The following is a 25,626-nucleotide window of genomic DNA, read 5'->3' as shown; positions in this document are numbered from 1 at the left end:
CGGCACGACGATCTTGTGCGACGCCTGCGCGCTGGCGGCTGCGCCTTGAACGGTGCCGTTCGCGCGCGCCTCCGGTTCGATACTGCGTGGCCTGGACAGGCTCTTCCTCCTGGGTCGAGTGTTGCTGAGGTTGTCCATGCTAGCCGCCCCGTCCGACACCCTCACTCGAAATTCCCCGGGACACGCTCCCGGAGGGCCTCGCCGGGGTGGTCTGCTGGGTGGTCTGCTGCGTGGTCTGCTGCGTGCTCGGCCGGCCCGGTGCGGCGTTCGGGGCGAGGATCCCGCTCAGCCGGGCGACCTCGTCCGCTTCCGGACCGGGCGTGATCACACCGTGCTCGAGCGCGAGCCGCCGGTTCCGTTCGAGGGACCATTCCCGGCTCGGGTGCAGGCTGACAGTGACCCCGGCCACGGACGGCCGAAGCATCGGACCGAGGTCGGCCTGCAACGCGTTCTCCAGCGAAGATCCCCGGTTGAGCTCGTAGGAACGCAACATCCGGTACGTCGCCTCGACTGCCGCCCGCGTGGACCCGGAGGTCGCCGGCGGGGTGTCGAACTCGTCGGAGTGGGTGTTCCTGCCGTCGTCGACTCCCACCGTGTGCGCCGGCGTGAACACGTGCAGCGAGACCAGCGGGGCGGTCGGATCACCGTCGTACACCGAGTCCTCGCGCCAGGCGTGCGCTCCGGAGTAGCTGTCCTGCAGGGCATGCGCGGCCGCACCGAGATGCCCGAACTCGAGGGCCGGCGACGCCTGCGCGGTGGCGAGCTGCTCGAAGACGTACGCCGTGTTCGTGTCCAGGTTGTCCCAGCCCTTGCGGAACGGGTCGGCCATGAAGTGCTCGCGCTGGGCGTCCGGGTTCGCGTACGCCGAGTGCGTCGTCGGACCGAGGCCGACGTACGGGAAGGACTTGCCGAGTCCGCCGAAGTTCGTGATCACGCCGGCGCCGAGCGGGCGGTCCTGATACGCCTGGGCCTTGTCGAGCGCGGCGGCGTACTCGTCCTGTCGCAGACCGTGGATCGTCGCGTCCGGCTCGGCGAGGTGCTGGTAGAGCCGTGTGACCGCGGCGTACGTGATGTCGTGATGGCCCGACCACCGGCCGTCACCGCGCTGCTTCATCCCTTCAGGTTCCCACCAGATCGGGCCAACCTGTTGTCAACCTGGGACAGGGTCTTAGCGTCGTCTTTTCGTGGCTCAACCGGCCGTGGTGTACGAAGAGTGCGTGACACATGAGTCCTCGTGGGATGCCGACGAGGCGCTGACGGCTGTCTACACCGCCCATTACACCTCGCTCGTCCGCCTAGGCTCCCTGCTGCTGCGCGACACCGGTAGTGCGGAGGAGATCGTGCAGGACGCGTTCGTCGCGATGCATGGTCGCTGGCACCGGCTCCGCGACCCGCACAAGGCGCTCGCGTACCTGCGGACCGCGGTGGTGAACCGATGCCGGTCCCGCCAGCGCCACCTGGTGGTGGTGGACAAGCACACCCCGAAGTCACTCCCTGACGAGCCCAGCGCGGAGCAGGCGGTCCTGCGGACCGCCGAGACCGATCGCGTCATCGAGGCGATGCGGACCCTGCCGGAGAAGCAGCGCACGGTGATGGTGCTCCGGTACTACGGCGACCTGTCGGAGGCCGAGATCGCCGACACGATGGGCATCAGCCGGGGCTCCGTGAAGAGCCACGCCGCGCGTGCGACCAAGTCGCTACGCCAGCTCCTGGAGCAGAACGCATGAACGACCAGAACCCGAACGAGCAGTTCGACGAGCTGATGCGCCGGGCCCTGCGGGACGAGGCGCACCGGATCGAGCCGGCCGACGCGCTGCCGGAGATCCGCGCCCGCGCGCACGCCCAGCGCCGGCCGGTCGCCCGACGCCCCTGGCTCCTGACCGCCGGCGTGGCCGCGCTCGGCACCGCCGCGGCGGTCGGTGCGTTCACCGTGTTCAACGGAAACAACAACACCGCGAACGACGGCGACGCGGTGGCCGGCCCGGGTACGACGACCAGCGCGACCGGCGTACTCCCGAGTCAGACGCCGTCCGTCGTCTCCCCCGCACCGTCACCGGTCCCCACCGCGGCCACCCAGCCGCCGGCCACGTCGCCATCGTCAGCGGTGAAGACGGCCGGCCCGACCGACCGCGGCGTACCCGAGCAATCGGTGAGCAACGCGGTTGTCCCGGTCTACTGGCTCGGTCAGCAGGTCGGCGTACCGAAGAAGTCGGCCGCGAAGCTGTATCGCACCTGGGCGGAGGTCAGCGGCCATCCGGCCGAAGAAGCGGTCCGCATCATGACCACCAAGCAGCCGGAGGACCCGGACTACTACTCGGTCTGGCGTGGTGCCGCGGTGAACCGGGTCACCCGCTCGGACGACGTCGTCACGGTCGATTTCAAGCAGCTCCCGAAGACCGACCTCGACCCCGATCTCGCGCGGGTCGCCACCCAGCAGCTGATCTACACCGTGCAGGGCGCGCTCCAGGACGACACGACCTCGATCCAGGTCACCCAAGCCGGCCGCGCGGTCGGGAAGCTCTTCGGGCAGGTCGACACCAGTACTCCGCTCGGCCGCGCGCAGGCCGCGGATGTGCAGGCGCTGGTCTGGATCACCTCGCCCAGTCAGGGCGCGGTGACCGGCAGCAAGGTCACCGTCGAAGGCACCGCGAGCGCCTTCGAGGCGACCGTCAACTATCAGCTGACGAACCTGAAGACCCGCGAGACGAAGAAGAGCTTCACCAATACGACGGAGGGTCAGAAGTTCTCGCCGTTCGCGTTCTCGGTCTCGCTGACGCCGGGGCCGTGGCAGATCGAGGCTTATCTGATCTCCGACGCCGACGGCAGCGTCACCAACACCGACTCGAAGACGATCCTGGTCAGGTAGCCGGCAGCACGATCGTGAACCCGGCGCCGCCCTCCGGCGCCGGCCCCGCGGTGAGCGCGCCGCCGAGCCTGATGACCAGTCCCTCAGCCAGCGCGAGCCCGATTCCCGACCCGACCGGCCGCCGGCCGCGGTACTTCTGGTTGAGCACGCCGGGCTGGAAGGCGACCGCGTAGTCCTCCGGCGCCAGGCCCGGACCGCCGTCGCGCACCTGGATCGTGATGTCTCCCGGCGTTCGATCCAGCGCCATCGTCAGCTGCGCACCCGGCGGGGTAATGCGGAGAGCATTCTCGGCCAGGCCGTCCAGGACCTGCCGGATCCGTCGCGGGTCGGTCGTCGCGACGGCCGGCACCGGCGGCAGGTCGAGGTGGAACCGGACGCCTTGCCGCTCGCAACGCACCCGCCAGACCTCGGCGCACGCGACGAGCGTCTCGCGCAGGTCGACCTGGACGAGATCGAGCCGGAACTGATCCGCACCGATCCGCGCGAGGTCCAGCAGGTCGCTGACCAGCCGTTCGAGCCGCAGCGACTCCTGCTGGATCACCTGACCGGCATGCCGCGGATCGGTCGCGACCCCGTCGGCGAGCGACTCGGCGAACCCGCGAACCGCGGTCAGCGGCGTACGCAGCTCGTGCGAGACCGAGAGCAGGAACTCGCGCTGCCGCGCCTCGCTGTGCTGCAGGGCGATGGAGAGTTCGTTGACCGCGGCGGCGACCTCGGCCACCTCGGTCGGCCCTTCGACCGGTGCCCGGAGATCACGCCGGCCCTGACGCATCGCGGCCGCGACGTCCGCCGTACGGCGCAGCGGACGTCCCAGGAGCCGTCCGAGCAGGGCACCGGCGAGGCTGGCGACCAGCAGACCGGCGCCGAGCGCGAACAGGATGTTGCGGATCAGGATCCGCTGGGTGTCGGCGGCCAGCCGGACCGGTTCGACCAGGGCGAACCCCGAGCTGTCGCCGAGACCGCGAGCTTCGACCAGGTAATCGGTGCCGCCGACCGGTACCTCGGTGGAGATCCGCTGCGTACTGCCGATGCCGTCGAGGCCTGCCGTGATCGCTGCCTGGGTGGAGTTGCCGTCGGTCGACTGGACGCCGCGCCGCGGCAGGAGCAGTACGACGACGATGCCCTGGCCGCGGACGACCTGCGCGACCCTTCCGAGCCCGGCCGCACGCGAACTCAGGCCACGCTGATCCACCTGGCCGGCGATCACGTCGGCCTGCGCGGCCAGCGATTGCTGCAGCACGTTCTGGGCGGACCGCCTGGCGAGCCCTGCCATCACCAGACCCGCAACCAGCACAGCGATCCCTGCGACCGCCACACAGGTCAGCACGATCCGGGTGGCCAGTGAGCCACGGCCGGCCTCGTCCGGGGTCCGAACCTCGACGGCCATCAGTCGCGGTCGGCCGCGTAGCCGACGCCGCGCACGGTACGGATCGGACTGGCCTCGCCGAGCTTCGCGCGCAGCTGGGCGATGTGTACGTCGACGGTCCGGGTGCCTGCGGCTGACTGGTAGCCCCAGACCGAACTGAGCAGCTCGTCGCGTTCGAACACCCGGCCGGGGCGCCGGAACAGCTGCGCCAGCAGGTCGAACTCGGTCGACGTCAAGCTCACCTCGGCCTCACCCGCCCAGGCCCGGCGGCGGCCGATATCGACCCGCACCAGACCCACCGACAGCACCTCGCCTGCCGCCTGAGCGCCGCCTGCCGAAACGCCGCCCGCCGTACGCCGGAGGACCGTCCGGACGCGGGCGGCCAGCTCCCGCGGGCTGAACGGCTTCGTGATGTAGTCGTCCGCGCCGAGCTCCAGCCCGAGCAGACGATCGACCTCGTCGTCCCGGGCGGTGACGAACAGGACCGGCGTCCAGTCCCCCGCCGCCCGCATCGTCCGGCAGACGTCCGCGCCGTCGCGCCCCGGCAGTCCGATGTCGAGGACCACCGCGACCGGGCGCAGCCGCCGCCACGCAGCGAGAGCCGCCTCGCCGTCGGACTCGGTCCGGACGTCGAAGCCGTCGCGGCGCAGGTACAGCTCGATCACCTCGGCGATCGCTGCCTCGTCCTCCACCACCAGAACCAGCCCGCGGCCGGCTTCGGCCATCCTCTGCTCCTGGAGACTCTCGGTCAGGGTGCGTCGTCCCCGGCCAGTTCGCGATCGATCGCGTCCAGGGTAGACCCGATCTGATCCAGCTCCTGCTCCGGCGACCCCACCTGTTGGGTCGCCGGAGCAGGACCGGTGCCCTGCCCACCGGGCTGGTTGCCGGAGCTGCCGCATCCGGACAGTCCGAGGCCGAGACACGCCGTACCGAGCAGCACGGCCAGCGCCTTGCGCATCACTTGACCGCCTGGCAGTGCTCGGTCTTGAAGGCCTCGAGCTTGGTCTTCACCGTGCCGAGCTGCTTCAGTCGCTCCGAGCGGCGCTCGGCCCGCTTCTCGAGTTGCGCGGCCGCCTTCTCGTGGCCGTTCGCCTTCTGCTTGGCCGCGCGTGCCTTGATCCACGCGACCGAACCCTTCACGTCGGCGCCACCATTGATCCGCTGAGCCAGCTTGTCGCGCCGCGCGATCATCTTCGGCAGCCGGTCGGCGCAGAGTTTCTGCGACTCCTCCGGGCTCAGCGTGACCGGCTTGTACGACGTACTCGCCGAAGGCTTCGGGGTCGGATCGGCCGCCGCGATCGTCGTACTCGCGACGAGTCCGCCGACCAGGACGACGGCCGACGTACCGGCCGCGATCGCGCCGCGCACAGACCTGCGCATGGGGTGCTCCTCGTTGTCGTTCGTGCTCGTTCGTGCTGACGAGAACGACTCTGCCCGGCGGGCGTTCGAGGAGCTTCGGGGCAGTGTTCGGGGTTTGTAAGAGTTCGTCAGTCCGCGCGGTCGACGGTTGCGGACAACAGGCCGGGGAAGGACCGGTCGAACTCTTCGCGGCGGAGGCGGTTGAGGCGGCGGGCGCCCTCGTCGCGTTGCTCGATCAGACCGGCGGAACGCAGTACGGCGAAGTGGTGGCTGGCGGTCGCCTTCTTGACCGGGAGGTCGAAGGTGCCGCAGGCGCGGGTCCAGTCGTCGTGGGTCGCGAGGTCGCGCAGGATCGAACGCCGGACCGGGTCCGCGAGCGCGTCCAGGGCCGTCTGCAACGGCACCTCGGCCGGATCCACGTGGCTGAGCGTGCGGGCGCGGGCTGACTCGACGACCATGGTGTTCGATCCTTGTCGTACAGTTATGTTCGGTTCCTGTCTAACAGTCTAGCGAGGGGTTCGCGATGATCGAGCTGGTCGACTACGGATTCGGGCCCGGGGCGCGGTCGCGGGCGGACGAAGCGCGGTTGCCGGGGCGGGAGGGTGCGCTCGCGGCGCTGGAGACGTTCTACTACGCGCTCAACGGGAAGGACCTGGAGACGCTGGTCGCCGGCTGGGCGGATGATCCGCTGGTGCAGCTGAACAACCCGATCGGCGGGATCTTGCGGTCGCGGGAGGCGGTGCGGTCGCTGTACGAGCGGGTGTTCGCGGGGTCGCTGGATGTGCAGGTGACGTTCGGCGACGCGGCGACGTACTGGCTTGAGGGCTCGGTGGTGTTCGCGGGGCGGGAGGTTGGGACGTACCAGCATCCGGCGCTGGGTGAGCAGCCGTTGCGGATCCGGACGACGCGGATCTTCGCGTACGACGGGGCGTGGCGGCAGGTTCATCACCACGGGAGCATCGACGACGCGGATGCGCTCGCGGCGTACCAGCAGGCGGTGCGGGGTTAGGTCCAGCGGGTCGGCGCGAGGAGGGCGGCTGCTGCGGCGACGCCGGCGGTCGACGTCCGCAGTACGGTGTCGCCGAGGCGGACCGGTTCGACGTCGAAGGTCTTGAGCTCGGCCGGGGCGATCCCGCCCTCGGGGCCGATGACGAGCACGATGTCGCCCGACGGCGGAACGTCCAGCGACGCCAGCGGGACGGTCGCCTCTTCGTGCAGTACGACGGGCAGCGCCGCGCGGGCGAGCCGCTCCGCGACGTCGGCCGTCGACGCGAGCGGAGCGACCTCGGCGAACCAGGAGCGCCGCGACTGCTTGCTCGCCTCGAACGCCCACGCCCGCCACTTCGCGAGCGTCTTCTCAACCCGCTCCGGGTTGGCCCGGAACTGACTCCGCTCCGCGTTCCACGGCACGATCACATCCGCGCCGACCTCAGTCAGCATCTCGACCGCAAGCTCGGCCCGCTCCCCCTTCGGCAGAGCCTGCACCACAACCACCCGAGGATCAGCGGCCGCCACCGTCCCGCGCTCATCCACCGCCACAGTCAGCCCAGCCTTCGAAGCCCCCACCACAGGCCCTTCAGCCCAAGTACCCTGCCCATCCGTCAGCCGGATCCGCTCACCCGGCCCGATCCGCCGCACAACCGCGGCATGCCGACCCTCCGGGCCGTCCAGCACCAGTTCGTCCCCGCCAAGGCCGGGGTGAAAGAACACCGCAACCCCCACCTACCCAGCACCTCCCGCACAAGCAGGCTCCGCCTGCGCAACCGAGGGCAGGCGGAGCATGCGCCGGTCCGGCATCTAGTGGGCGCCGAAGGCGTCGCGGAGGCGGCCGAAGACGCCCTTGTGGGTGGCTTGGACGTGGCCCTGGGGGCGTTCCTCGTCGCGGGCAACCGCCAGCTGGCGGAGGAGGTCAGCCTGGTCGTCGTCGAGCTTCGTCGGGGTTTCGACGATCACCTGGACGATCAGGTCACCACGACCCGCGTGCCGCAGCCGCGGTACGCCGCGCGCCGTCAGCGTCTGCGCCGTCCCGGACTGCGTACCCGGCCGGATCTCCAACGGGGTCGTCTCGCCCTCGAGCGTCGGCAGGTCGATCGTCGTACCGAGCGCAGCCGCCGTCATCGGCAGCGTGACCGTGCAGTGCAGATCGTCGCCGTTGCGGGTGAAGATGTCGTGCGGCTCGACCTCGATCTCGACGTACAGATCGCCGGCCGGTCCGCCGCCGGGGCCGACCTCGCCCTGGCCGGACAGCTGGACCCGGGTCCCGCTGTCGACGCCGCCCGGGATCTTCACGGTGACGGTCCGGCGCGAGCGCACCCGCCCGTCGCCGGCGCACTCGACGCACGGGCTCGGGATCGTGGTGCCGTAACCGCGGCAGTTCGGGCACGGGCGCATCGTCCGCACCTCGCCGAGGAACGACCGCTGCGTGTGCGTCACCTCGCCACGACCGTGGCAGATCTCGCAGGTGACCGGCTCGGACCCGGCGGCCGCACCGGACCCGCTACAGGTCGGACACAGTACGGCGGTGTCGACCTTGAGCTCCCGCGTCGTACCGAACGCCGCCTCGGCCAGGTCGATCCGCAGCGGGATCAGCGCATCCTGACCGCGCCGGGTCCGTGGCCGCGGTCCACGGGTCGCGCCGCCGGTCTGGCCGAAGAACGCGTCCATGATGTCGGTGAACGTGAACGCCTGCCCGAACCCGGCTCCGCCCGGCCCGGCGCCCGCGGTCGCGAACGGATCGCCGCCGAGGTCGTGCATCTGCCGCTTCTGCGGGTCACTGAGCACCTGGAACGCGCGCCCGATCTCCTGGAACTTCTGGTGCGCGTCCTCGGAGTCGTTCACGTCCGGGTGGTACTGGCGTGCCAGCTTGCGGTACGCCTTCTTGATCTCGTCCGCTGAGGCGTCACGGCTGACGCCAAGGACGGCGTAGTAATCGGTGCTCATACTCCAGACCAGGGGGTAGTAATCATCAGGAGTCGGCCAGTAGTTGGCTGACGTAGCGGGCTACGGCTCGTACTGCGCCCATTGTGCTCGGGTAGTCCATGTGGGTCGGGCCGACGATGCCGAGGGTGGCCAGCGCCTCCGACTTGGATCCGTATCCGGTCGCGACCACCGACGTGGTGGCCAGCTCCTCGAACGGGTTCTCGTGACCGATGCGGACCGTCAGCGTCTGCGGGTTCGTCGCCTCGCCGAGCAGGCGCAGCAGGATGACGTGCTCCTCGAGCGCCTCCAGCACCGGCTTCACGTTCCGCTCGAAGTCGTCGCCGTACCGGGTCAGGTTGGCCGCGCCGCCGACCGCGATCCGCTGCTCGCCGACCTCGTCGGTGAAGGCTTCGAGCAGCGTGGTGACGATCGACGCGACCAGCGCCCGGTCGCCCGGCGCGAACAGCTCCGGCACGCCGCCGAGCGACGTCGTCGCGTCGGTCAGGCGCTGTCCGGCAAGCACCGAGTTGAGCCGCGAACGCAGGTCCGCGATCAGTTGCTCGTCGACGTCGTGCGGGTGCTCGACGATCCGCTGCTCGACCCGGCCGTTGCTGGTGATCAGCACGAGCAGCAGCCGGCGCGGGCTCATCGTGACGATCTCGATGTGCCGCACGCTCGACCGGTTCAGCGACGGATACTGCACGATCGCGACCTGGCGGGTGATCTGCGCGAGCAGCCGGACGGTACGGCGGACCACGTCGTCCAGATCGACCGCGCCGGCCAGGAACGACGTGATCGCCTTCTTCTCGGCGACCGACAGCGTCTTGACCGTGCTGAGCTTGTCGACGAACAGCCGGTACCCGGCGTCGGTCGGGATCCGCCCGGCGCTGGTGTGCGGCTGGGTGATGTACCCCTCCTCCTCCAGCGCGGCCATGTCGTTGCGGACCGTCGCCGGCGAGACGCCGAGGTTGTGCCGGTCGACCAGCGCTTTCGACCCGATCGGCTCATGGGTCGCCACATAGTCCTCGACGATGGCGCGGAGCACATCCAGCTTGCGGTCATCCAGCACGCGCACACCACCCTCTCTCGATCGACCTTGGCACTCGAAAGTTCCGAGTGCCAGTCTACCGAGCCGTAGTACCCACGCCGACGCACTCCGGCGTGGGACGGGTCTCAGGCGATCTCGGGCGACGCCCCCAACGGTACGGCGGCAGGCCGCTCGACCGTACTCGCGACGTCCACGGGCTGATCCTGGACCGCCGCCTCGAGCAGTGACTCGAGTACGTCGAGCACGTGGTACGCCAACGCTCCGTCAGCGCGATGTGGCTCACCGCGACGCAGTGCGCGTGCCATGTCCGCCACGCCGACGCCCCGGCCGGCTCCGGCGTACCCACCGGCGACGGGGACCTCGGTCCACTCGCGCTGCGCAGCCGTAGCGATCTCGACCGTGCCGTCGAAGCCATTGGGGTCCGGCACCGACAGGCTGCCCTCGGTCCCATGTACTTCGATCCGCGGCAGCCGGGCCGCCCAGACGTCGAACGACATCAACACCGTGGTCAACGCACCGGACTCGTGCTCCAGTACGCCGGTGACGTGCGTCGGCACCTCGACCGGGAACGTCGTACCCTCCCGCGGTCCGGAGTGGATCTTGCGCTCCTGCTTCGACTGACCGGCCCGCGCGGTGACCCGGCGTACCGGACCGAGCAGGGTGACCAGGCTGGTCACGTAGTACGGCCCCATGTCGAGGACCGGGCCGCCACCCGGCTGGTAGTAGAACTCCGGCGCCGGGTGCCACAGCTCGTGGCCCGGCGTGGTGAAGGCCGCAAAAGCAGCATGCGGTACGCCGATGTCGCCGCGGTCGATCACTGCGCGAGCGGTCTGGGTTCCCGTGCCGAGCACGGTGTCCGGTGCGCAGCCGACGCGGAGGTTGTTCGCCGCGGCGTACTTGAGCAGCGGCTCGGCGGCGGCACGGTCCACGGCGAGCGGCTTCTCGCCGTACACGTGTTTGCCGGCTTCCATCGCGGCCTGGTGCACCGGAGCGTGCGCGGCCGGGATGGTCAGGTTGAGCACGATCTCGACGTCGTCCGCGGCGTACAGCTCGTCCGGGGTGAGCGCGCGAATGCCCTCGTGCTGGTCCGCGATCGCCTCGGCGCGGCTGCGGTCCAGGTCGGCCACTGCGATGACGTCGACGCCTGGCAGCTTGGCCAGGTGGTCGAGGTACGTGCCGGAGATGACTCCGGTGCCGACGATGCCGATGTTGGTCACTTGCTCGCCCACAGCAGCCCCCGCTCGATAATCGTGCGTACCTCGGGCGTCTCCAGATCGTCCAGCTTGTGGCCGACCGTGCAGACGAAAACCTTGCCCTCACCCCAGGTGCGGGTCCAGACCGCCGGCATCACGGCGCCCTCGATCCACGGGTAGTCCGGGTGCGACTTGAACGTCGTCGTGGCCAGCACGTTGTTGGTCGGGTCGTAGTGCACGTAGTACTGCTCGGTGTGCACGTCGAAGTGCTCGATGCCTTCGACGATCGGGTGATCCTTGACGATCTCGACGCGGTAGTCGGTGAAGCCGTGCGGGTGCGAGATGAACTGGCCGCCGGTGATGAAGCTGTAGTCGACGTTCTTGCGGAACGAGTCCGCGATACCGCCGTGCCAGCCAGCGAACCCGGTGCCGCGCCGGATCGCCGCCTCCAGACCCTTGAAGTGCTCGGGCTCGATCTCGCTCATCGTGACGCATTGCACGACGAGGTCGACGCCGTCGAGCTCGAGGTAGCTCGCGGTCGTGTCGGAGACCGTGACCTCGTAGCCGTTCTCCTTCAGGAACGGGATGAACAGGTCGGTCGCCTCGACCGGGGAGTGCCCTTCCCAACCGCCCCGGACCACCACAGCACGTCGTGTCGTCACACCGACCACCCTTCGAAAGTTTCGACGTTCCGATCGGAACACTTGCGAGCCTAAGTCCCGAGGAGAGGGCTTGCCAACCGCTAGTGTCGAAGGATGAGCTGGAAGTTCTGGAAGAAGGACGCTCCGACCTTTCCGGGACCGCCGCGGCCGCAGGACACGTTGCCGGTCGGGTCGTTCGGGATGACGGTCGAGGATGTGTTCTCGATCACCGGGCGCGGCACGGTCGTGACCGGGCGGGTGCAGGCCGGCACGGTGTCGGTCGGCGAGCAGGTGCTGCTCAGCCGAGCCGGGCAGCCGATGCTGCAGGTCGAGGTGACCGGCGTCGAGATGTTCCGGAAGATCGTGAAGACCGCGAAGGCCGGCGACAACGTCGGCCTGCTGCTCCGCGGCATCCAGCGCGACCAGGTGATCAAGGGCGACGTACTCAGCAAGTAACCTCGACCGCATGAATGAGTGGACGGAAATCGGCGACCGCACCTGGGTCCGGCGGTACGACGAATGGGACCTGAACGTCGGCCTCGTCGTCGGCTCCGAGGGCGCACTGGTGATCGACACCCGTGCCACCACCGAAGAGGCCGAGCAACTGCGTGAACACATCCGCGAGCTGACCGACCTGCCCGTCCGCTGGGTCGTCAACACCCACGCACACTTCGACCACGTCGCCGGCAACAGCGTCTTCACCGACGCAACCGTCTACCTGCACGAGAACGCTGCGACCGAAGAAAACCTCGCCGGTACGACGTTCGCCGCCGCCAAGGTGATCGATCTCGGCGACCGCCGCGTCGAGCTCCTGTACGTCGGCAACGCGCACACGTCCGGCGACGCGGTCGTCGTCGTACCGGATGCGGACGTGGTCTTCGTCGGCGATCTGATCGAGGAGTCGGCGCCCCCGTCGTTCGGCGAGGACTCGTTCCCGCTCGAGTGGCCCGACACGATCGAAGCCGTGGTCGGGATGATGACCGCGGCAACCAAGATCGTTCCCGGGCACGGCGCGGTCGTCGACATCGAGTTCGCCCGCGACCAGGCGATCGAGCTGGGCAGGGTCGCCAACACGATCTCGACGCTGCACCACGCCGGCACGCCGCTCGACGACGCCCTCAAGCACACCGAGGACTGGCCGTGGCCGGTCGAGAAACTCCAGGACGCGATCCGCCGCGGCTACCGAGCATTAGGTGCGCCGCAGCGCCCGACTCTGCCCTTGCTCGGCCCGGGATGACCCTTTCGGGTAGTTGTCCGTTGACACGACGTCATCTTGTCGCGCAACTTGTTCGGAACGGACATCGCCCGACCGGATGAGGTGGGACCTGTGGCCACTGCCGAGCAGACTGTTCACTCCGATGGACGAGTTGAACTGACCGATCCCGACGCGCTGGCGAACAGCCTGTACGCGAACGCCGAGCTCGCGCCGACGCGATTGCCGCAGCGGACGTGGACGACGTACAACTACGCGGCGCTGTGGATGGGGATGGCGCACAACATCCCGAGCTACCTGCTGGCGTCCGGCCTGGTCGCGATCGGGATGAACTGGTTGCAGGCGTTCCTCACGATCACGCTGGGGAACCTGATCGTGCTCGTCCCGCTGCTGCTGAACAGCCACGCGGGAACGAAGTACGGCATCCCGTTCCCGGTGTTCGCGCGGGCGTTCTACGGCGTGCGCGGCGCGAACTTCCCGGCGCTGCTGCGGGCGTTCATCGCCTGCGGCTGGTTCGGGATCCAGACCTGGATCGGCGGCCAGGCGATCTACGTGATCCTCGGCGAGCTGTTCGGCAACGGCTGGCTGAACGCGTCGGCGATCGGCGGGCATCCGTGGACGATGTGGCTGAGCTTCGCGTTCTTCTGGGTGCTGCAGATGGTGCTGATCTTCCGCGGTATCGAGGGTCTGCGCCGGTTCGAGAACTGGGCGGCGCCGCTGGTGACGGTCGCGTTCGTGGCGCTGATGGTCGCGATCCTGGTCAAGGCCGGCGGCTTCGGCCCGATCCTGTCGCAGCCGTCGAAGCTGGGCTGGGACGCCGACTTCTGGAAGATCTTCGCGCCGTCGCTGATGGGCATGATCGCGTTCTGGGCGACGCTGTCGCTGAACATGCCGGACTTCACCCGGTTCGGGAAGGGCCAGCGGCAACAGGTCTGGGGCCAGATCATCGGCCTGCCGACGACGATGTCGTTCATCGCGCTGGTCTCGATCATCACCACCTCCGGCACGGTCGTGCTGTACGGCTCGGCGATCTGGGACCCGGTCGAGCTCACCCGCCGGTTCGAGAACCCGGTGATCGTCACGATCGGCCTGATCATGGCGATCCTCGCGACGATGTCCTGCAACGTCGCGGCCAACGTCGTGAGCCCGTCGTACGACTTCGCGAACGCGCTGCCGCGCTGGCTGAACTTCCGGACCGCGGGCCTGGTCACCGGCGTGATCGGCATCGTGATCCAGCCCTGGCGGCTGATCTCGGACCCGTCGATCTACATCTTCGTCTGGCTGTCGTTCTACGGCGGTCTGCTCGCGTCGGTCGCCGGCGTGCTGATCGCGGGGTACTGGCTGATCGACCGGACCAACCTGTTCCTCGCCGACCTGTACGAACCGAACGGCCGCTACTGGTACACCGCCGGCTGGAACTGGCGCGGTGTCGTCGCGACCCTCCTCGGCTCACTGCTCGCCGTCGGCGGCGCGTACTCGAACCCGGGCGCCGGCCCGTTCCCGCATGACGGCCTCATCCCCTTCCTCAAACCCCTCTACGACTACTCCTGGGCCGTCGGCCTAGTAGTCGGCTTCGTCGCGTACTTCGCCCTAACCGCCGCCACCTCCGCCCGCCAACCCGCCAGGCTGACACAGGAACCGGTGGGCTGACTCACCTTATTGCCTGTGTCAGCCCACGAGTAGTTGTGTCGACCCCGGCCGGGGCACCTGCGTCACATACCGTTGGGCGGGTGGCTGACAGGTATGGGAACGACGTACTCAGTGGGGACTGGCGTAAGCCGAAGAACGGGCGGACCGTCGAGGTCGAGATCGAGAAGGGGATGGTCGTCGAGGAGCCCACTTCGGGGTTCGTCGGCGCGATCGTGCGCTGGGAGCACGGCGTCGTCGACCTCGAGGACCGGCACGGCAAGATCCGCACGTACCCGCTCGGTCCGGGCTTCTGGATCGACGGCAAACCGGTCAGCCTCAAGCCACCCAAGAAGGCCGGCCCGGCGAAGAAGACCCGGACGGCGTCCGGCTCGGTCGCGGTCGACAACGTCCGGGCCAAGGTCGCGCGCGCCAGCCGGATCTACGTCGAGGGCCGGCACGACGCGGAGTTGGTCGAGAAGGTCTGGGGCGACGACCTGCGGATCGAGGGCGTCGTGGTCGAGTACCTCGAAGGCGTCGACGACCTGGTCGAGATCGTCAACCGGTTCCAGCCCGCTCCCGGCCGGCGGCTCGGCGTACTCGTTGATCACCTGGTCGAGGGATCGAAGGAATCGAAGATCGCCGCGCAGGTCAGCAACCGCTATGTGCGCGTCGTCGGACACCCGTACATCGACATCTGGGAAGCGGTGAAGCCGTCGTCGGTCGGGATCAAGGCCTGGCCGCGCATCCCGCACGGGCAGGACTGGAAGAAGGGCGTGCTGCAGTCGTTCGGCTGGCCGGCCACCGATCAGGCCGACGTGGCCGCGGCCTGGAAACACATCCTGTCGAAGGTGAACAGCTTCGCCGATCTCGACCCGGCGCTGCTGGGCCGGGTCGAGGAGCTCATCGATTTCGTGACTCTGGACTGATCGCCGGCATCCGCCGCTCGAGCCACGCGCGGATCCGCCGGCGGGCGCGCCGTACATACCAGGTGACGACACCGAGTACGGCGCTCAAGGCAAGCACCGCCCCGGCAAGGAGCGCTGCGACGAAGCGCACTCCGTCGACGGTGCCCGCGAGGATCAGCAGCAGGATGCCGATCACAGCCGTTGCTGCAGGCAACCATGGCTCGAAGATCTGCGGCCGGTGCGCCGGACTCAGTTTGACGCCGCGAACCATCCGCTCCCACGCCGTCTGGCGGGCCGGCTCGGTGAACCAGCGCGCCGTACGCAACAGCCACGATCCGGGCTGATGCTTGCGGCCCGCTGCTGCCTTCACCCAGTTGCCGACCTCGGGACCGAGACCGGACGAGACGTCGACCATCCGGTCGGCGATGCCCTTGGTGATCGCGCGGCCCTCGGGCGACGCGTTCAGCTCGTTCCGCATTGTCACCAGCGCGCCCATCCCGGCGTCGACCGGGAAGTCCTTGGCCAGCCGCTCGATCCGCTCGGCGACCGCGCTGATCTGCCAGCCCTCGGCCTGCAGCACCTGCCGCTGGGTCTCGCGGATCCAGTCCGCGTCAGCGCCGAGCATCGAGCCGAGGTGCGCGACGCAGTGCAGGCGGCCCATCAGCCAGTCCCACCGCCGCCAGTCGGCCGCGCCGAACGCGCCGAAGTGCCCGACCTGGCTGCCGTACAGGATGCGCTCGTTGAGCTGGTTCGCGATCGAGCCTTCCTGCAGCTCGTCGAGCACGGCGAGTGGAATGTCCGGCCCGAGCCGCAGGAACTGGAACGGCGCGCTGCGCTGCTGCGGAGTGCGCGCCGACGTACAGCGAGAGACGATCTCTACCTCGAGCGCAGTGTCGACGAGCTCCCAGCCGACGACCGTGACCAACTCGGCGAAAGCGTCACCGAGCGCCCGCTGGATCTGCAACTGCTCGAAGATGTCGTTCAACCCGACCGCAACAGCCTCCGCGCCACCGGCCGGCCGCAGGTCCAGATCCGCGGCGGCCAACGCGACGTCGAGAGCGTCGCGGACGGCCTGCACCTTCATCAGGCAGTCGCTCGCCGCGGTCAGCCGCTTGTCCAGCTCCGCGCGCTCGGCGTGTGGGGCCTTGCTGATCCGATTCCGCAGCGAACGCAGGATCAGCCGGACGATCCGCTCGGCCGCGCCGGTCCCCCACAGCCAGCTCGGGTTGCCGTCGGCATCGTCGCGTACGGCGGTCGTCGAGCCGTCGGGCCCCGGCACCCACGGATGCTTGGTCGCGAGGATCTCGTCGATCTCCGGCTCCGACAACGCGGTCGCGGCATCCAGCACGGTCGACTGGTCGTGGCTCGCGATCGTCACGGCCTCCCACACCCCGCCGGCCGCACGACCCCGCGAGTACGCCGGTTGCAGCGCCGCCGCGGCCGCCTTCAACCGGGCTCGCTCTTCTGGTTGCTTCAGGCAACGGTCGAAGAGCCGCTGGGTGTCGGACCAGGACGCGTCGGCCTCCAGCAGCAACCGCTCGAGCTGCTCGACGTCCGACCGGAAGTCCACCTCGCGCGGGAACTGCACCGCGGACAACGCGGACACCCGCCAGCTCGGCTCCTTCGCACCGGGCAACGCGGTCGACGCGTGCCCGATCCCGGCGGACGGTACGACGTACAGCACGTATCGCGTCGCCTTGCCGGTCACCGGCCGCCGGGCGACCACATCGAGCACGGGACCGAACGGCGCGTTGTCGAGCACGCCGCCGTCCACCAGCCACGACCCCGCCTCGGCCGGACCGGGCTGCATCCGTGGCGGGCTCGCCGCCAGCTCGGGCGTCTCCAGAACGGGACCGAACGCGGCCGGGAACGACGCGGACGCCCGCGCCGCTCGCGCGAGCAACTCGGTGTCCTTCAAACCGTTCGTGTCCTTGACCGAGAACTTGCGCTTGGCCCCGTCGTACGTCGGGGCGTCCTCGCTCGTGAACCCATACAGATACCGATGATCCGGTACGACGAATGCCTGTCCGGCCGCGTCCTTGGCCTTGAACTGCTGCACGCCCAGCCCCGACGCCGTCACGAACAACGTCACCGGCTCCTCGGCGTCGCTGTCGCCCGCGTCGGCCACACCCTTGAGCAGGTCCTCGAGCTGCTGCAGGAAGTACTTGCCGTCGAGCACCGACGACGACTTCGCGCCGGCCGACGGCACCAGCTTGCCGACGTCGAGCGATCCGAGCGCGACCCACTTCTGCCGCAGCCAGGGACCGTTGTCGCCGTCGGGGTCCAGCGTCGAACCGTTCGCGATCGCTGTCGCCAGCAACGAACCGTTCAGTCCGCCGGCGCTCGTCCCCGCGATCACGTCGACCACCACGCGCCGCCGCTCCTCGCCCCGGTGGCACAACTCGCGCCAGCGGTCCGCGAGCACAGCGTCGTACGGCTGGGACTCCGGCGCGTCGGACCCGCCGGACGCACGCCGGATCAGATCCAGCTCGTGCGTCACCCCGCCCATCCAGACCGCCAGGCTGACACCACCGTTCAGAACCAGCGCGATCCGGATCTCGTGGTCGGTCATTCAGGTCCCCCTTTTGTCCATAGGGATATCACGGATGAACCGTTGTCGCAGCGGAGAGTGAACAAAAGGTTGTCGCAGTCTGCACAGAGGGTCATTCTGGGTCGTGGGGGTGGTTGTCATGCGAGCGTTGGTTGCGTCGATCTCGGTGACAGTCCTGTTGCTGACGGGATGCTCGTCGAGTGACGGGGGTACGCCGACGCCTGTCGTGACCGCGACCGCCGACGACACCACCGAACCGGCACCCGAACCGACCGGCGCCGAATCGACCCAACCGGAACAGAGGCAACCGTCGATCAGCGTCGCCTCGCTCCCGATCGGCGGCTCGTCCGTCGACGACCAGCATCCGAACTGCTGGTCTGTCAGCTTGACCGACACGTCAGTCCCGGCCGGCACCACGATCGAGTTGGGCTCGGCAACCTTCGATCCCGAGGGCGTCTTCGCGGCCGACCAGCAGTCCTGCCCCGGTGACCTTCCGGCCTGCACCGGCGTCCAGTGGACAGCCGACCAGCACGACACCTGCTACGTCGGCGTCCGCCAGCTTGTCAGCTCCGGCAGCACCACACTCCAGGTCCCCGGCCAGGCCACGTGCGAGAGCCAGTCCGACTGCGACAGTCTGCTCGGTCGGAGCGGCAGCCAGATCGTCCTGACCGCCCTGCCGGCCGAGACCCCATCCGGCGGCTGACAGATGGCCGACGAACGATCGCAGGCCGAGCGCTGGATCAGCTTCGCCGCCGGCATCATCACGCCGGTGACGCTGCTCAGCGCACTGCTGTTCTACTTCGGGTACGTCTCCTCGCGTTCGCAGTACGAGTACTTCGGGATCGACGTCGACACGATCGGCCTGAGCACGCAGGACTACGTGATCCGCAGTCCCCAGCCGCTGCTCGTCCCGCTCCTGGTGATCACGTTGCTCGCGGTGGCGGCTCTTCTGCTGCACAACGCGATCCACCCGACACCCGTCGCAGTACGCCGCGCCGCCCGCGTCGCCGTACTGATCCTCGTCGTGGGCGTAGCCGGTCTGCTCGCGTATCCGCTCATCGGCCACATCCCGTACTACGCCCTCATCATCCCCGCCGTGATCGGGTTCTCCGCTGCGGCGCTTGCCTACCTCACCTATCTGCGCCGCAAAGCCGACCCGACCCTCGGGCCGCAACGCATCCTCATCGCCCTGCTCGCCGTCGCCACCGTCACCTGCGCCTTCTGGGCAACCGCGACCACAGCGCACTACTCCGGCCGTGGCCTGGCCCGCGCCGACGCGCGCCACCTCAACCGCTTCCCGGTCGTCATCCTCGACACCAAGGAGAAGCTGGCCCTCCGCTCCCCCGGCATCGAAGAAACTGCGCTGCGCGCCGGCACCGGCCAGACCTTCAACTACCGCTACCGAGGCCTCCGCCTACTGGTAGTAGGCCAGAACCGCCTCTTCCTGGTCCCCCAAACCTGGTCCCCCTCCAACACCACCGTCGTCATCCCCCTCGACGACTCGATCCGAGTCCAGTTCCAGTTCCAGAACGACCCGCCCTAGTCGGTGTGGGTGCTGACCTTTGCGACCTCAGGCAGCCGCTGATCAGCCGCCGACTTCGGAGCCATCCGCGCAAGCGCCGCCGGCATCGGCCCGACCGCAAACGCCCACACCTCGACGCCGACCGTCACCACCGCGAACGATCCCTCGCGCGGCACGCGGTCCGGTAGCGCGAGGTCATGCGTTCCCGCCGCGAGTTCACTGTCGAACACCTTTGAGGAGGTGCTGCTTGGCTCGGGCGGCGTCCACGACGTCATCCAGAACGCGTCGACACTCACCCGCACGTCGCTCGGCAGCGTGACCCTGATGGTCCTGCTTTCCTCGAGGTACTCGACGTCCGCTGCCTGCTCTCCGCGGGTCGCCACATCAACCTGCGCGGCAATAACCCCCGGAATCCCCACCAGCCCTTGTACGACGGCGATCCCAGCGTTCCGCTGCCCGATCTCCGTCCTCAAATACTTCTTCGTGTCCGGAGGCACCATGCCGCCGAACACCAGCACGTCCAGCGCGCTGACGTCATAGTCGTCGAGCACCCGCTCGAACTGGTTGGTGGCATCCGCGCGGTACCCGCCCGCCCGCAACAGCTCCACAGTTGCTTCCAGCACACTCGGACTACGCCCCACAACCAACACACGTGCGTTCATTCGAACTCCCAGGTTTATATTGGCCATGCCAACGTTGGCACCACCAACATATACACCGAACACAAGCGTGCCGTGTGCCGGGGAAGCGTCAGGCGCTGTCGCGGATGATCAGTTCGGTGTTGTAGATCTCCGGGCTCGTGAGGTGCGCGCCGCCGATCTTGGCGAGGAGGATCTCGGCCAGGCGGGCGCCGAGCTGTTCTACCGGCTGGCGGACGGTGGTGAGCTTGGGAGTGGTCGTGGTAGCCAGGACCGAGTCGTCGAAGCCGACGACGGCGACGTCTCCTGGCACCCGACGCCCCCGCTCGGACAGCACCCGAAGAGCGGCAGTCGCCATCAGGTCCGACGCCACGAACAAGCCATCGAGATCCGGATGCGCATCGAGCAATCGCAGCGTCGCCTGCTCGCCGCCGTCGGCCGTGAAGTCGCCGTACTCGATCAGAGCCGGCAGCCCGGCTTCCTTCATCACGTCCTTGTAGCCGGTCAACCGATCAAGCCCGGCCGTCATATCCAAAGGCCCGGCAACGGTCGCGACCTTCCGCCGCCCGATCGTCAGCAGATGCTGAACCCCGGTCCGCGCCCCGGCCACGTTGTCCACGTCGACGCTGGCCACCGGTACGTCGACCCCGAGCGGCCGTGCGCTGAAGACGATCGGCAAAGGCAACTGCGCGATCTCCTGCAGCACGTTGTCGCGCCCGTGGTGGCTGATGATGATCGCGCCATCCACATGCCCGCCGCGCAAGTACCGAATGAACCGCTGGTCGTCCCCCTCGGCCGGCTCGATCAGTAGCACCAGCTGCGACGACGTCGGCGCCAACGTCCGGCTGACCCCGCTGAGCATCCCAGCGAAGAACGGGTCCGAGAACACTCGGGTGTCCGGCTCCGGTACGACGATCGCCACCGAATCCGTACGACGAGTCACCAGCGCTCGAGCCGCCCGGTTCGGTACGTACCCCAACTGCCTGATCGCCTGCTCGACCGCGGCGACCGTGTCCGGCAATACCTTCGGCGAACCGTTCACGACCCGCGAGACCGTTGCCCGCGACACCCCGGCGACCGCCGCGACCTGCTCCAACGTCGGAGAACCAGATCCGTCCATCGGCCCTCCTCGGCTGTCGATCGGCCTGCGTTCACACGGTAGTACGTCCTAGGTCGAACGCGCGTCAGCCATTGGCCACCCGCCGGGGCGTGTTGACAGATTTCTTCAGTTCCCGACCCGGGTATTCGCAACCTTGTCCGCCTCGTCGACGGCTTGCGCCCAGGCTGCGTCCGGCGACTGCTTGCCGTTGTCGACGCGAGCCAGCGCGGCGCTGAAGATCTGGTTGATCTCGCCGTCCCGGGGACCCTTGTGCTGCTTGAGGATCACGTTGCGGGCCCGGTCGATGAAGATCTGCCCCACCGGCGCCTTGTTGAAGTACGCGTTGACCTGCGACTTCACCTGCGGGTCGTTGTACGCGTCGAGCGTCGACGGGAACGAGCCGATCTTCTTGAACACCTTCACCTGCTGCTCGGGCGCGGTCAGCCAGGCGGCCAGCTTCGCGGCTTCCTCCGGCTGGGGCGACTGGATCGGCACGGTCAGGTACGAGCCGCCCCAGTTGCCGCCACCGCCGGGGAACACGTCGGCGACGTCCCACTTGCCCTTGCCGAAACTGCCCGCGTTGTCCTGGATCACGCCGAGCAGCCAGCCCGGGCAGGCCATCGTCGCGAACTTGTCGGTGCGGAAGGCCGCGTTCCACTCGTCGCTCCAGGCGACCAACCCGGCGGACAGACCGTCCTTGCTCCCGGCCACCACCTGGTTCCAGGTCGACTTCAGCCGCGGGTTCTCGCCGGCGAGGAAGCGGTCCTGGTTCGAGTAGTACGCCTGGATCAGCTGGTTGCGCATTGCCTCCCAGGTCAGTACGGCGGAGTCGTACCACGCCGAGCCGGGCACCTTCTCCTTGAACTTGCGCCCGTTCGCGAAGTACGACGGCCAGTCCTGGAACAGCTTCGCCACCTGCGCACGGTCGGTCGGCAGCCCGGCCTTCGCGAACAGGTCGCGCCGGTAGCAGATCGCCTCCGGGCCGATGTCGGTGCCGTACCCGATGATCTTGCCGTCCTGCGTGGTCGCGCCGGCCACCTTCCAGTCGAGCCAGCGGTCCTTCAGGTCGTCCGCGCCGTACTGCCGCAGGTCGACGAACTTGTCCGACTTCGCCAGGTACTTGTAGATCCAGCTGACCTCCATCGCCTCGATGTCGGCCAGCCCGGTCCCGGACGCCAGGTTCGCGTCGAGGTTCTTGACGTGGTCGTCGACCGTCTTGGCGTGCTGCTCGACGATCGTGATGTTCGGATGCGCGGCCTCGTACTCGGCGTACAGGTCGTCGTACCCGAACTCGTTGAAGGTCGCGATGGTCAGCTCGATCTTCGGTCCGTCCGTCTTGGCGGCGGTCGGATCGGACGAGCTGGAACCGCCGCCGCAGGCCGCGGTGACGAGCAGGACCGCGGCGCAGGCCAGCAGTCCGGCGATGGGGCGGTAGCGGGCGCTGGGCCGCATGTGACGTGCTCCCTGGAACTTGGACGGAGTTGAGAGCGCTCTCGGATCGCGAAAGTGACCTGAGTCTCAATCGTCCCCACCGGATATGTCAAGCACTCCCCAGTCACGCTGAGATACGAGCCCCACCAGGTCCTGACATAGTGTCATCGCTGGTCACGCTGCGAATCACGATGATCACCGAGGGATGCTCACGCTGGGAGTTAGCTGTGAGTGATCACCGCGGCGGACCGACCGAATCACGGACCACGACGACCGTCCCGAGCGTGGTCATCGGCTGCTGGTGCGCGAACGGGTCCGCGTTCGGCTCCTGCCCGGCGAGACCGGCCCGGACGGCGGCGCGGCCGAGCTCCTCCAGCGGCACCCGGACGGTGGTCAGGGCCGGCTGCAGTTCCGTCGCGACCGGCACGTCGTCGTACCCGACCACGGAGACGTCGCCGGGAATGCTCAGGCCGCGCTCGCGCAGCGCGACGTACGCCCCCGCGGCGACGATGTCGTTGGCGGCGAAGATCGCGGTGAAGTCGAGGCCGTCGTCGAGCGCGCGCAGGGTCTGCTGGTAGCCCCACTGACGGCCGAACGCGCCGGTGCGGACGAGGCTCGGGTCGTGCTCGAGCTTGCGAGCGGCGAACGCTTGGCGGAAGCCCTCCAGGCGAGCGGTCGTCGTCGACAGGGTGGTCGGGCCGCCGAGGTACAGGATCTTCGTGTGGCCGGCGCTGAGCAGGTGGTCGGTGATCGCCGCGGCGCCGCCGAGGTTGTCGTACTCGACCGCGTACGCCGGTACGCCGGTCTCGAGCCCCGGCCGGCCGCAGAGGACGAGACTGGAGCCGTTGTTCGCAAGCTGACGAGCCCGTTGGCCGACGGCCGCGAAGTACTCCTTGTCCTCGACCGCACCGCCGACCAGGATCACCGCGTCGGCGCGCTGCTCGAGCAGGAGGTCGACGAAGCGGAGCTCGGCGGATTCGCCGCCTTGCGTGGAGCAGACCAGGCACAGGCGGCCGGATGCGAGTGCTTCGGCCTGTACGCCGCGGGCGATGTAGGCGAAGAACGGGTCGACGATCTCGCTGACCACTATGCCGACGACGCGGGTGGTCGAGCCGGCGAGGGCGCGGGCGTGCGCGTTGGCGACGTACCCGAGGTCACGCATCGCGCGTTCGACCGCGGCGCGGGTCGAGGCCGCGACCGGATAGTTGCCGTTGACAACACGCGAGACGGTCGCGGTGGAGACGCCCGCGCGGGCCGCGACGTCACGGATCGTCCGGGCGGACTCGGGGTCACGCCGGCGCGCCCGCGTCCGGGGCTGCTCCGCCATCACCCACCTCCTCGCCCAGTCGTACGTCGGCCGTCGTACCGTCCGGGAACCGCACGCGTACGTCGAACCCGTCGACCGCGACCTCGATACTCTCCGCCAACGCCTCCGGCCAGACCGTGTCGCCGGACAGTACCACCGCCGCGACCAGCACCCGCGGACCTCTTCCGTCGTACTGAGCCTCCAGGTAAGGCGTCGCCGAATGCGGCCCAAACGCATTCGAATCAAGCCCACGCCGCACGCCGGCGCCGTCGTACCCGTACAACCCCACCACCACACTCGTCAGCCGATCCACCCGCGTCGCCTGAGCCCACATCTCATCCGCAATCACCCCAGGCCGCTCAACCCCCGCCACCGCATACCCCCCATGCCGCACCACCCCCTCCGGCCCCTCAACCAACACACACCGCACCTCAACCCGCCCCCAAACCAAACTCACCACCTCAAACCGCGCCTCCCCCGCTTCCCACCAAGAAGCCGCCTGCCCTCCCGTCACCCCAAGGCGCCGAATGCTTCGCCGGTGCCCAGGCAACCCACCGGCGCCAACAAGCAAGAGATGGTTGTCGAGGTGCTCCCAACTCCGGTCACCGAGCTGGGTGCCCCCGGCACCCCCAGAGTGCCCGGTGCCACCGGCACCACCCACACGCCCGGTGCCATCGGCACCACCAGCAGGCCCGGTGAGTTCCGGGGCCGTTCGGGTTGAGTAAGCCAGGCGGTTGTAGTGGGGGTCTCCTTCTCCGTTGTGGTCGGAGCCGTGGTTTAGGAGGCGGGTTATGCCGTCGTGTTTGGTTGATTGGATGAGGAAGCCGGGGGCGGGCATGGGGCGGAGTTGGTCGTGCTCGTCCAGGGGTAGGGCGGATTCGCGGGTTGTCCAGACCTCGTGGTGGGCGGGGAGGAGGAGGCCTAGGAAGCCCTTGGAGGCCCAGTAGGGGGAGGCTGGGCCGGAGTACGGCTGGGTGGTGGGGAGGAAGTGGTGGTGCCAGCCGAGGGTGAGGAGGCCGCGGTCGTCGGGTACGCCGTGGTCGACGAAGTGGCGGAGGGTGCCGGAGCACAGGCGGCGGGTTTGGCCGGGGGTCAGCGGGGTCGCGTCGAGGAGGGCACCCATCCAGTACGGCGCGACGGTGGCCATCCGATAGCAGAGCGAGCGCCCGAAGTGGATCGGTGCGCCGTCGGTGCCGGTGAGGTGTACGGCGTCCTCGAGGAACCGGTGCAGGCGTTCTTTGTAGACGGCGAGGCGACCGTCGGCGGACGGGCCGGCCATGCGGGTCCACAGGCCCGGGTACAGGTGCATCGCCCAGCCGATGTAGTGGTCGAAGTTCTGGCCGTCCCCGTCGGAGTACCAACCATCGCCGACGTACCAATCCTCGATCCGGTCGAGACCCGCGTCGATGTCGTCCTGTGAGTACGGCGCACCGACCGACGCCAGGAACTGCTCTCCGACAACCTGGAACAACCGCCAGTTGTTGTCCCACGTCCGCGACCCGACGAACCCGCTCAGCCAGTCGACCACCTTCTCCTGCTCGGGTACGTCGAGCTTGTCCCACAGCCATGCCCGCGACTCGTGCAACCCGACCGCGATCGCCGCCGCCTCCACCATCTGCTGCGAACACGGTGTCAACCGCGGCCACTCACCCGCCGCACCCGCTACGAGCCCGCGCGAGTACCGCTCGACCAGCCGTTCATCTCCGTCCGTCGCCGCAATCCGAAACGCAGCCAGCAGGAACGACCGAGCAAACCCCTCCAACCCGTCACAGTCGGCCCCCGACCAACTCCCCCGCCCCGGCAACCGCACCTGAGCCGCACTCGCCGAAAACCAAGGCACCAACGAGTCCAGCAGATGATCAGCCACCGCCAACCACGTCTCCCGCGTATACCCCGTCCGCGACGACAACACCCGATCAGGCGCAGGCAACCGCATACTC

The 25,626-nt window shown here is 68.8% G+C and carries 26 protein-coding genes; 9 read left to right on the top strand and 17 right to left on the bottom strand.

Going from position 1 to position 25,626, the window contains the following annotated elements:
- Positions 1 to 139 precede the first annotated feature (139 nt).
- The gene (locus ACQPYH_RS13800; RefSeq protein WP_432890948.1) at positions 140 to 1,114 is read right to left on the bottom strand and encodes a hypothetical protein; all 975 of its coding nucleotides are present in this window, start codon (positions 1,112 to 1,114) and stop codon (positions 140 to 142) included.
- A gap of 103 nt (positions 1,115 to 1,217) precedes the next feature.
- On the opposite strand from ACQPYH_RS13800, the gene ACQPYH_RS13795 reads away from it, so the two are divergent.
- Together ACQPYH_RS13795 and ACQPYH_RS13790 are read left to right on the top strand one after the other, a co-directional pair.
- Entirely contained in the window at positions 1,218 to 1,727 is a 510-nt protein-coding gene (locus ACQPYH_RS13795; protein ID WP_242000724.1) for a SigE family RNA polymerase sigma factor, read from the top strand.
- Positions 1,724 to 2,866, top strand: a complete 1,143-nt coding sequence (locus tag ACQPYH_RS13790; protein ID WP_432890946.1) for a Gmad2 immunoglobulin-like domain-containing protein — start codon at positions 1,724 to 1,726, stop codon at positions 2,864 to 2,866. The genes ACQPYH_RS13795 and ACQPYH_RS13790 overlap by 4 nt, the downstream gene beginning before the upstream one ends.
- Here ACQPYH_RS13790 and ACQPYH_RS13785 read toward each other — a convergent pair.
- From ACQPYH_RS13785 to ACQPYH_RS13765, 5 genes are all read right to left on the bottom strand, one after another.
- On the bottom strand, positions 2,859 to 4,253 hold the full coding sequence (locus ACQPYH_RS13785) for a sensor histidine kinase (protein WP_432890943.1): 1,395 nt from the start codon (positions 4,251 to 4,253) through the stop codon (positions 2,859 to 2,861). The two genes, ACQPYH_RS13790 and ACQPYH_RS13785, sit on opposite strands and share 8 nt — an antisense overlap.
- Positions 4,253 to 4,957 (bottom strand): response regulator, encoded by a 705-nt coding sequence (locus ACQPYH_RS13780; RefSeq protein ID WP_432890940.1) that lies wholly within the window; start codon positions 4,955 to 4,957, stop codon positions 4,253 to 4,255. Before ACQPYH_RS13780 ends, ACQPYH_RS13785 begins: the two co-directional genes overlap by 1 nt.
- A gap of 23 nt (positions 4,958 to 4,980) precedes the next feature.
- Positions 4,981 to 5,190, bottom strand: coding sequence for a hypothetical protein (locus ACQPYH_RS13775; RefSeq protein ID WP_432890937.1), 210 nt, complete (start codon positions 5,188 to 5,190; stop codon positions 4,981 to 4,983).
- On the bottom strand, positions 5,190 to 5,612 hold the full coding sequence (locus ACQPYH_RS13770) for a hypothetical protein (protein WP_432890934.1): 423 nt from the start codon (positions 5,610 to 5,612) through the stop codon (positions 5,190 to 5,192). The genes ACQPYH_RS13775 and ACQPYH_RS13770 overlap by 1 nt, the downstream gene beginning before the upstream one ends.
- A gap of 107 nt (positions 5,613 to 5,719) precedes the next feature.
- Positions 5,720 to 6,049 carry an ArsR/SmtB family transcription factor gene (locus ACQPYH_RS13765; RefSeq protein ID WP_432890931.1) on the bottom strand — a complete coding sequence of 110 codons (330 nt, stop codon included), beginning with the start codon at positions 6,047 to 6,049 and terminating at the stop codon, positions 5,720 to 5,722.
- Between the two features lie 65 nt (positions 6,050 to 6,114).
- Here ACQPYH_RS13765 and ACQPYH_RS13760 point away from each other — a divergent pair, with 65 nt between their 5' ends.
- Positions 6,115 to 6,600 (top strand): YybH family protein, encoded by a 486-nt coding sequence (locus tag ACQPYH_RS13760; RefSeq protein ID WP_432890928.1) that lies wholly within the window; start codon positions 6,115 to 6,117, stop codon positions 6,598 to 6,600.
- On the opposite strand, the gene ACQPYH_RS13755 is transcribed toward ACQPYH_RS13760, so the two are convergent.
- From ACQPYH_RS13755 to ACQPYH_RS13735, 5 genes are all read right to left on the bottom strand, one after another.
- Complete coding sequence (locus tag ACQPYH_RS13755; protein WP_432890925.1) at positions 6,597 to 7,313, bottom strand: 16S rRNA (uracil(1498)-N(3))-methyltransferase; 717 nt, start codon at positions 7,311 to 7,313, stop codon at positions 6,597 to 6,599. The two genes, ACQPYH_RS13760 and ACQPYH_RS13755, sit on opposite strands and share 4 nt — an antisense overlap.
- 75 nt (positions 7,314 to 7,388) lie before the next feature.
- Positions 7,389 to 8,531 carry a molecular chaperone DnaJ gene (gene dnaJ / locus ACQPYH_RS13750; RefSeq protein ID WP_432890923.1) on the bottom strand — a complete coding sequence of 381 codons (1,143 nt, stop codon included), beginning with the start codon at positions 8,529 to 8,531 and terminating at the stop codon, positions 7,389 to 7,391.
- 25 nt (positions 8,532 to 8,556) lie between these two features.
- Positions 8,557 to 9,579, bottom strand: a complete 1,023-nt coding sequence (gene hrcA / locus ACQPYH_RS13745; protein ID WP_432894394.1) for a heat-inducible transcriptional repressor HrcA — start codon at positions 9,577 to 9,579, stop codon at positions 8,557 to 8,559.
- A 104-nt stretch (positions 9,580 to 9,683) separates the two neighbouring features.
- Complete coding sequence (locus ACQPYH_RS13740) at positions 9,684 to 10,787, bottom strand: Gfo/Idh/MocA family protein (protein WP_432890921.1); 1,104 nt, start codon at positions 10,785 to 10,787, stop codon at positions 9,684 to 9,686.
- Complete coding sequence (locus ACQPYH_RS13735) at positions 10,772 to 11,413, bottom strand: ThuA domain-containing protein (RefSeq protein WP_432890918.1); 642 nt, start codon at positions 11,411 to 11,413, stop codon at positions 10,772 to 10,774. The genes ACQPYH_RS13740 and ACQPYH_RS13735 overlap by 16 nt, the downstream gene beginning before the upstream one ends.
- A 93-nt stretch (positions 11,414 to 11,506) precedes the next feature.
- Between ACQPYH_RS13735 and ACQPYH_RS13730 the strand changes: the two genes are divergently transcribed.
- The 4 genes from ACQPYH_RS13730 to ACQPYH_RS13715 all read left to right on the top strand — a co-directional run bounded on the left by ACQPYH_RS13730 (position 11,507) and on the right by ACQPYH_RS13715 (position 15,160).
- Complete coding sequence (locus ACQPYH_RS13730) at positions 11,507 to 11,848, top strand: EF-Tu/IF-2/RF-3 family GTPase (RefSeq protein ID WP_432890916.1); 342 nt, start codon at positions 11,507 to 11,509, stop codon at positions 11,846 to 11,848.
- Positions 11,849 to 11,858: 10 nt separating this feature from the next.
- Positions 11,859 to 12,629: an MBL fold metallo-hydrolase gene (locus ACQPYH_RS13725; protein WP_432890915.1), complete on the top strand. Its 771-nt coding sequence runs from the start codon at positions 11,859 to 11,861 to the stop codon at positions 12,627 to 12,629.
- 90 nt (positions 12,630 to 12,719) lie between these two features.
- Positions 12,720 to 14,255 (top strand): NCS1 family nucleobase:cation symporter-1, encoded by a 1,536-nt coding sequence (locus ACQPYH_RS13720; protein WP_432890912.1) that lies wholly within the window; start codon positions 12,720 to 12,722, stop codon positions 14,253 to 14,255.
- A gap of 80 nt (positions 14,256 to 14,335) precedes the next feature.
- Positions 14,336 to 15,160 carry a DUF3097 domain-containing protein gene (locus tag ACQPYH_RS13715; RefSeq protein ID WP_432890910.1) on the top strand — a complete coding sequence of 275 codons (825 nt, stop codon included), beginning with the start codon at positions 14,336 to 14,338 and terminating at the stop codon, positions 15,158 to 15,160.
- Here the strand turns inward: ACQPYH_RS13715 and ACQPYH_RS13710 are convergent.
- Entirely contained in the window at positions 15,135 to 17,711 is a 2,577-nt protein-coding gene (locus tag ACQPYH_RS13710) for a DUF3376 domain-containing protein (RefSeq protein ID WP_432890907.1), read from the bottom strand. The genes ACQPYH_RS13715 and ACQPYH_RS13710 overlap by 26 nt on opposite strands.
- Positions 17,712 to 17,829: 118 nt before the next feature.
- On the opposite strand from ACQPYH_RS13710, the gene ACQPYH_RS13705 reads away from it, so the two are divergent.
- Together ACQPYH_RS13705 and ACQPYH_RS13700 are read left to right on the top strand one after the other, a co-directional pair.
- Entirely contained in the window at positions 17,830 to 18,393 is a 564-nt protein-coding gene (locus tag ACQPYH_RS13705; protein ID WP_432890904.1) for a hypothetical protein, read from the top strand.
- A gap of 3 nt (positions 18,394 to 18,396) precedes the next feature.
- Entirely contained in the window at positions 18,397 to 19,233 is an 837-nt protein-coding gene (locus tag ACQPYH_RS13700) for a hypothetical protein (RefSeq protein ID WP_432890902.1), read from the top strand.
- On the opposite strand, the gene ACQPYH_RS13695 is transcribed toward ACQPYH_RS13700, so the two are convergent.
- The 5 genes from ACQPYH_RS13695 to ACQPYH_RS13675 all read right to left on the bottom strand — a co-directional run bounded on the left by ACQPYH_RS13695 (position 19,230) and on the right by ACQPYH_RS13675 (position 25,553).
- Complete coding sequence (locus ACQPYH_RS13695; protein ID WP_432890899.1) at positions 19,230 to 19,874, bottom strand: hypothetical protein; 645 nt, start codon at positions 19,872 to 19,874, stop codon at positions 19,230 to 19,232. The two genes, ACQPYH_RS13700 and ACQPYH_RS13695, sit on opposite strands and share 4 nt — an antisense overlap.
- An 88-nt stretch (positions 19,875 to 19,962) precedes the next feature.
- Entirely contained in the window at positions 19,963 to 20,970 is a 1,008-nt protein-coding gene (locus ACQPYH_RS13690; RefSeq protein WP_432890897.1) for a LacI family DNA-binding transcriptional regulator, read from the bottom strand.
- A 105-nt stretch (positions 20,971 to 21,075) separates the two neighbouring features.
- Positions 21,076 to 22,401 (bottom strand): ABC transporter substrate-binding protein, encoded by a 1,326-nt coding sequence (locus ACQPYH_RS13685; RefSeq protein ID WP_432890895.1) that lies wholly within the window; start codon positions 22,399 to 22,401, stop codon positions 21,076 to 21,078.
- A gap of 214 nt (positions 22,402 to 22,615) precedes the next feature.
- Positions 22,616 to 23,707 carry a LacI family DNA-binding transcriptional regulator gene (locus ACQPYH_RS13680; RefSeq protein ID WP_432890893.1) on the bottom strand — a complete coding sequence of 364 codons (1,092 nt, stop codon included), beginning with the start codon at positions 23,705 to 23,707 and terminating at the stop codon, positions 22,616 to 22,618.
- Positions 23,670 to 25,553, bottom strand: coding sequence for a DUF2264 domain-containing protein (locus ACQPYH_RS13675; protein WP_432890890.1), 1,884 nt, complete (start codon positions 25,551 to 25,553; stop codon positions 23,670 to 23,672). The genes ACQPYH_RS13680 and ACQPYH_RS13675 overlap by 38 nt, the downstream gene beginning before the upstream one ends.
- Positions 25,554 to 25,626 lie beyond the last annotated feature (73 nt).

Origin of the sequence: Kribbella sp. CA-245084, from assembly GCF_050942355.1 — a bacterium.
In the GTDB taxonomy this organism is placed as follows: domain Bacteria; phylum Actinomycetota; class Actinomycetes; order Propionibacteriales; family Kribbellaceae; genus Kribbella.
The sequence above is the reverse complement of the archived record's forward strand: the minus strand, read 5'-3'. Positions and strand labels throughout refer to the sequence as shown.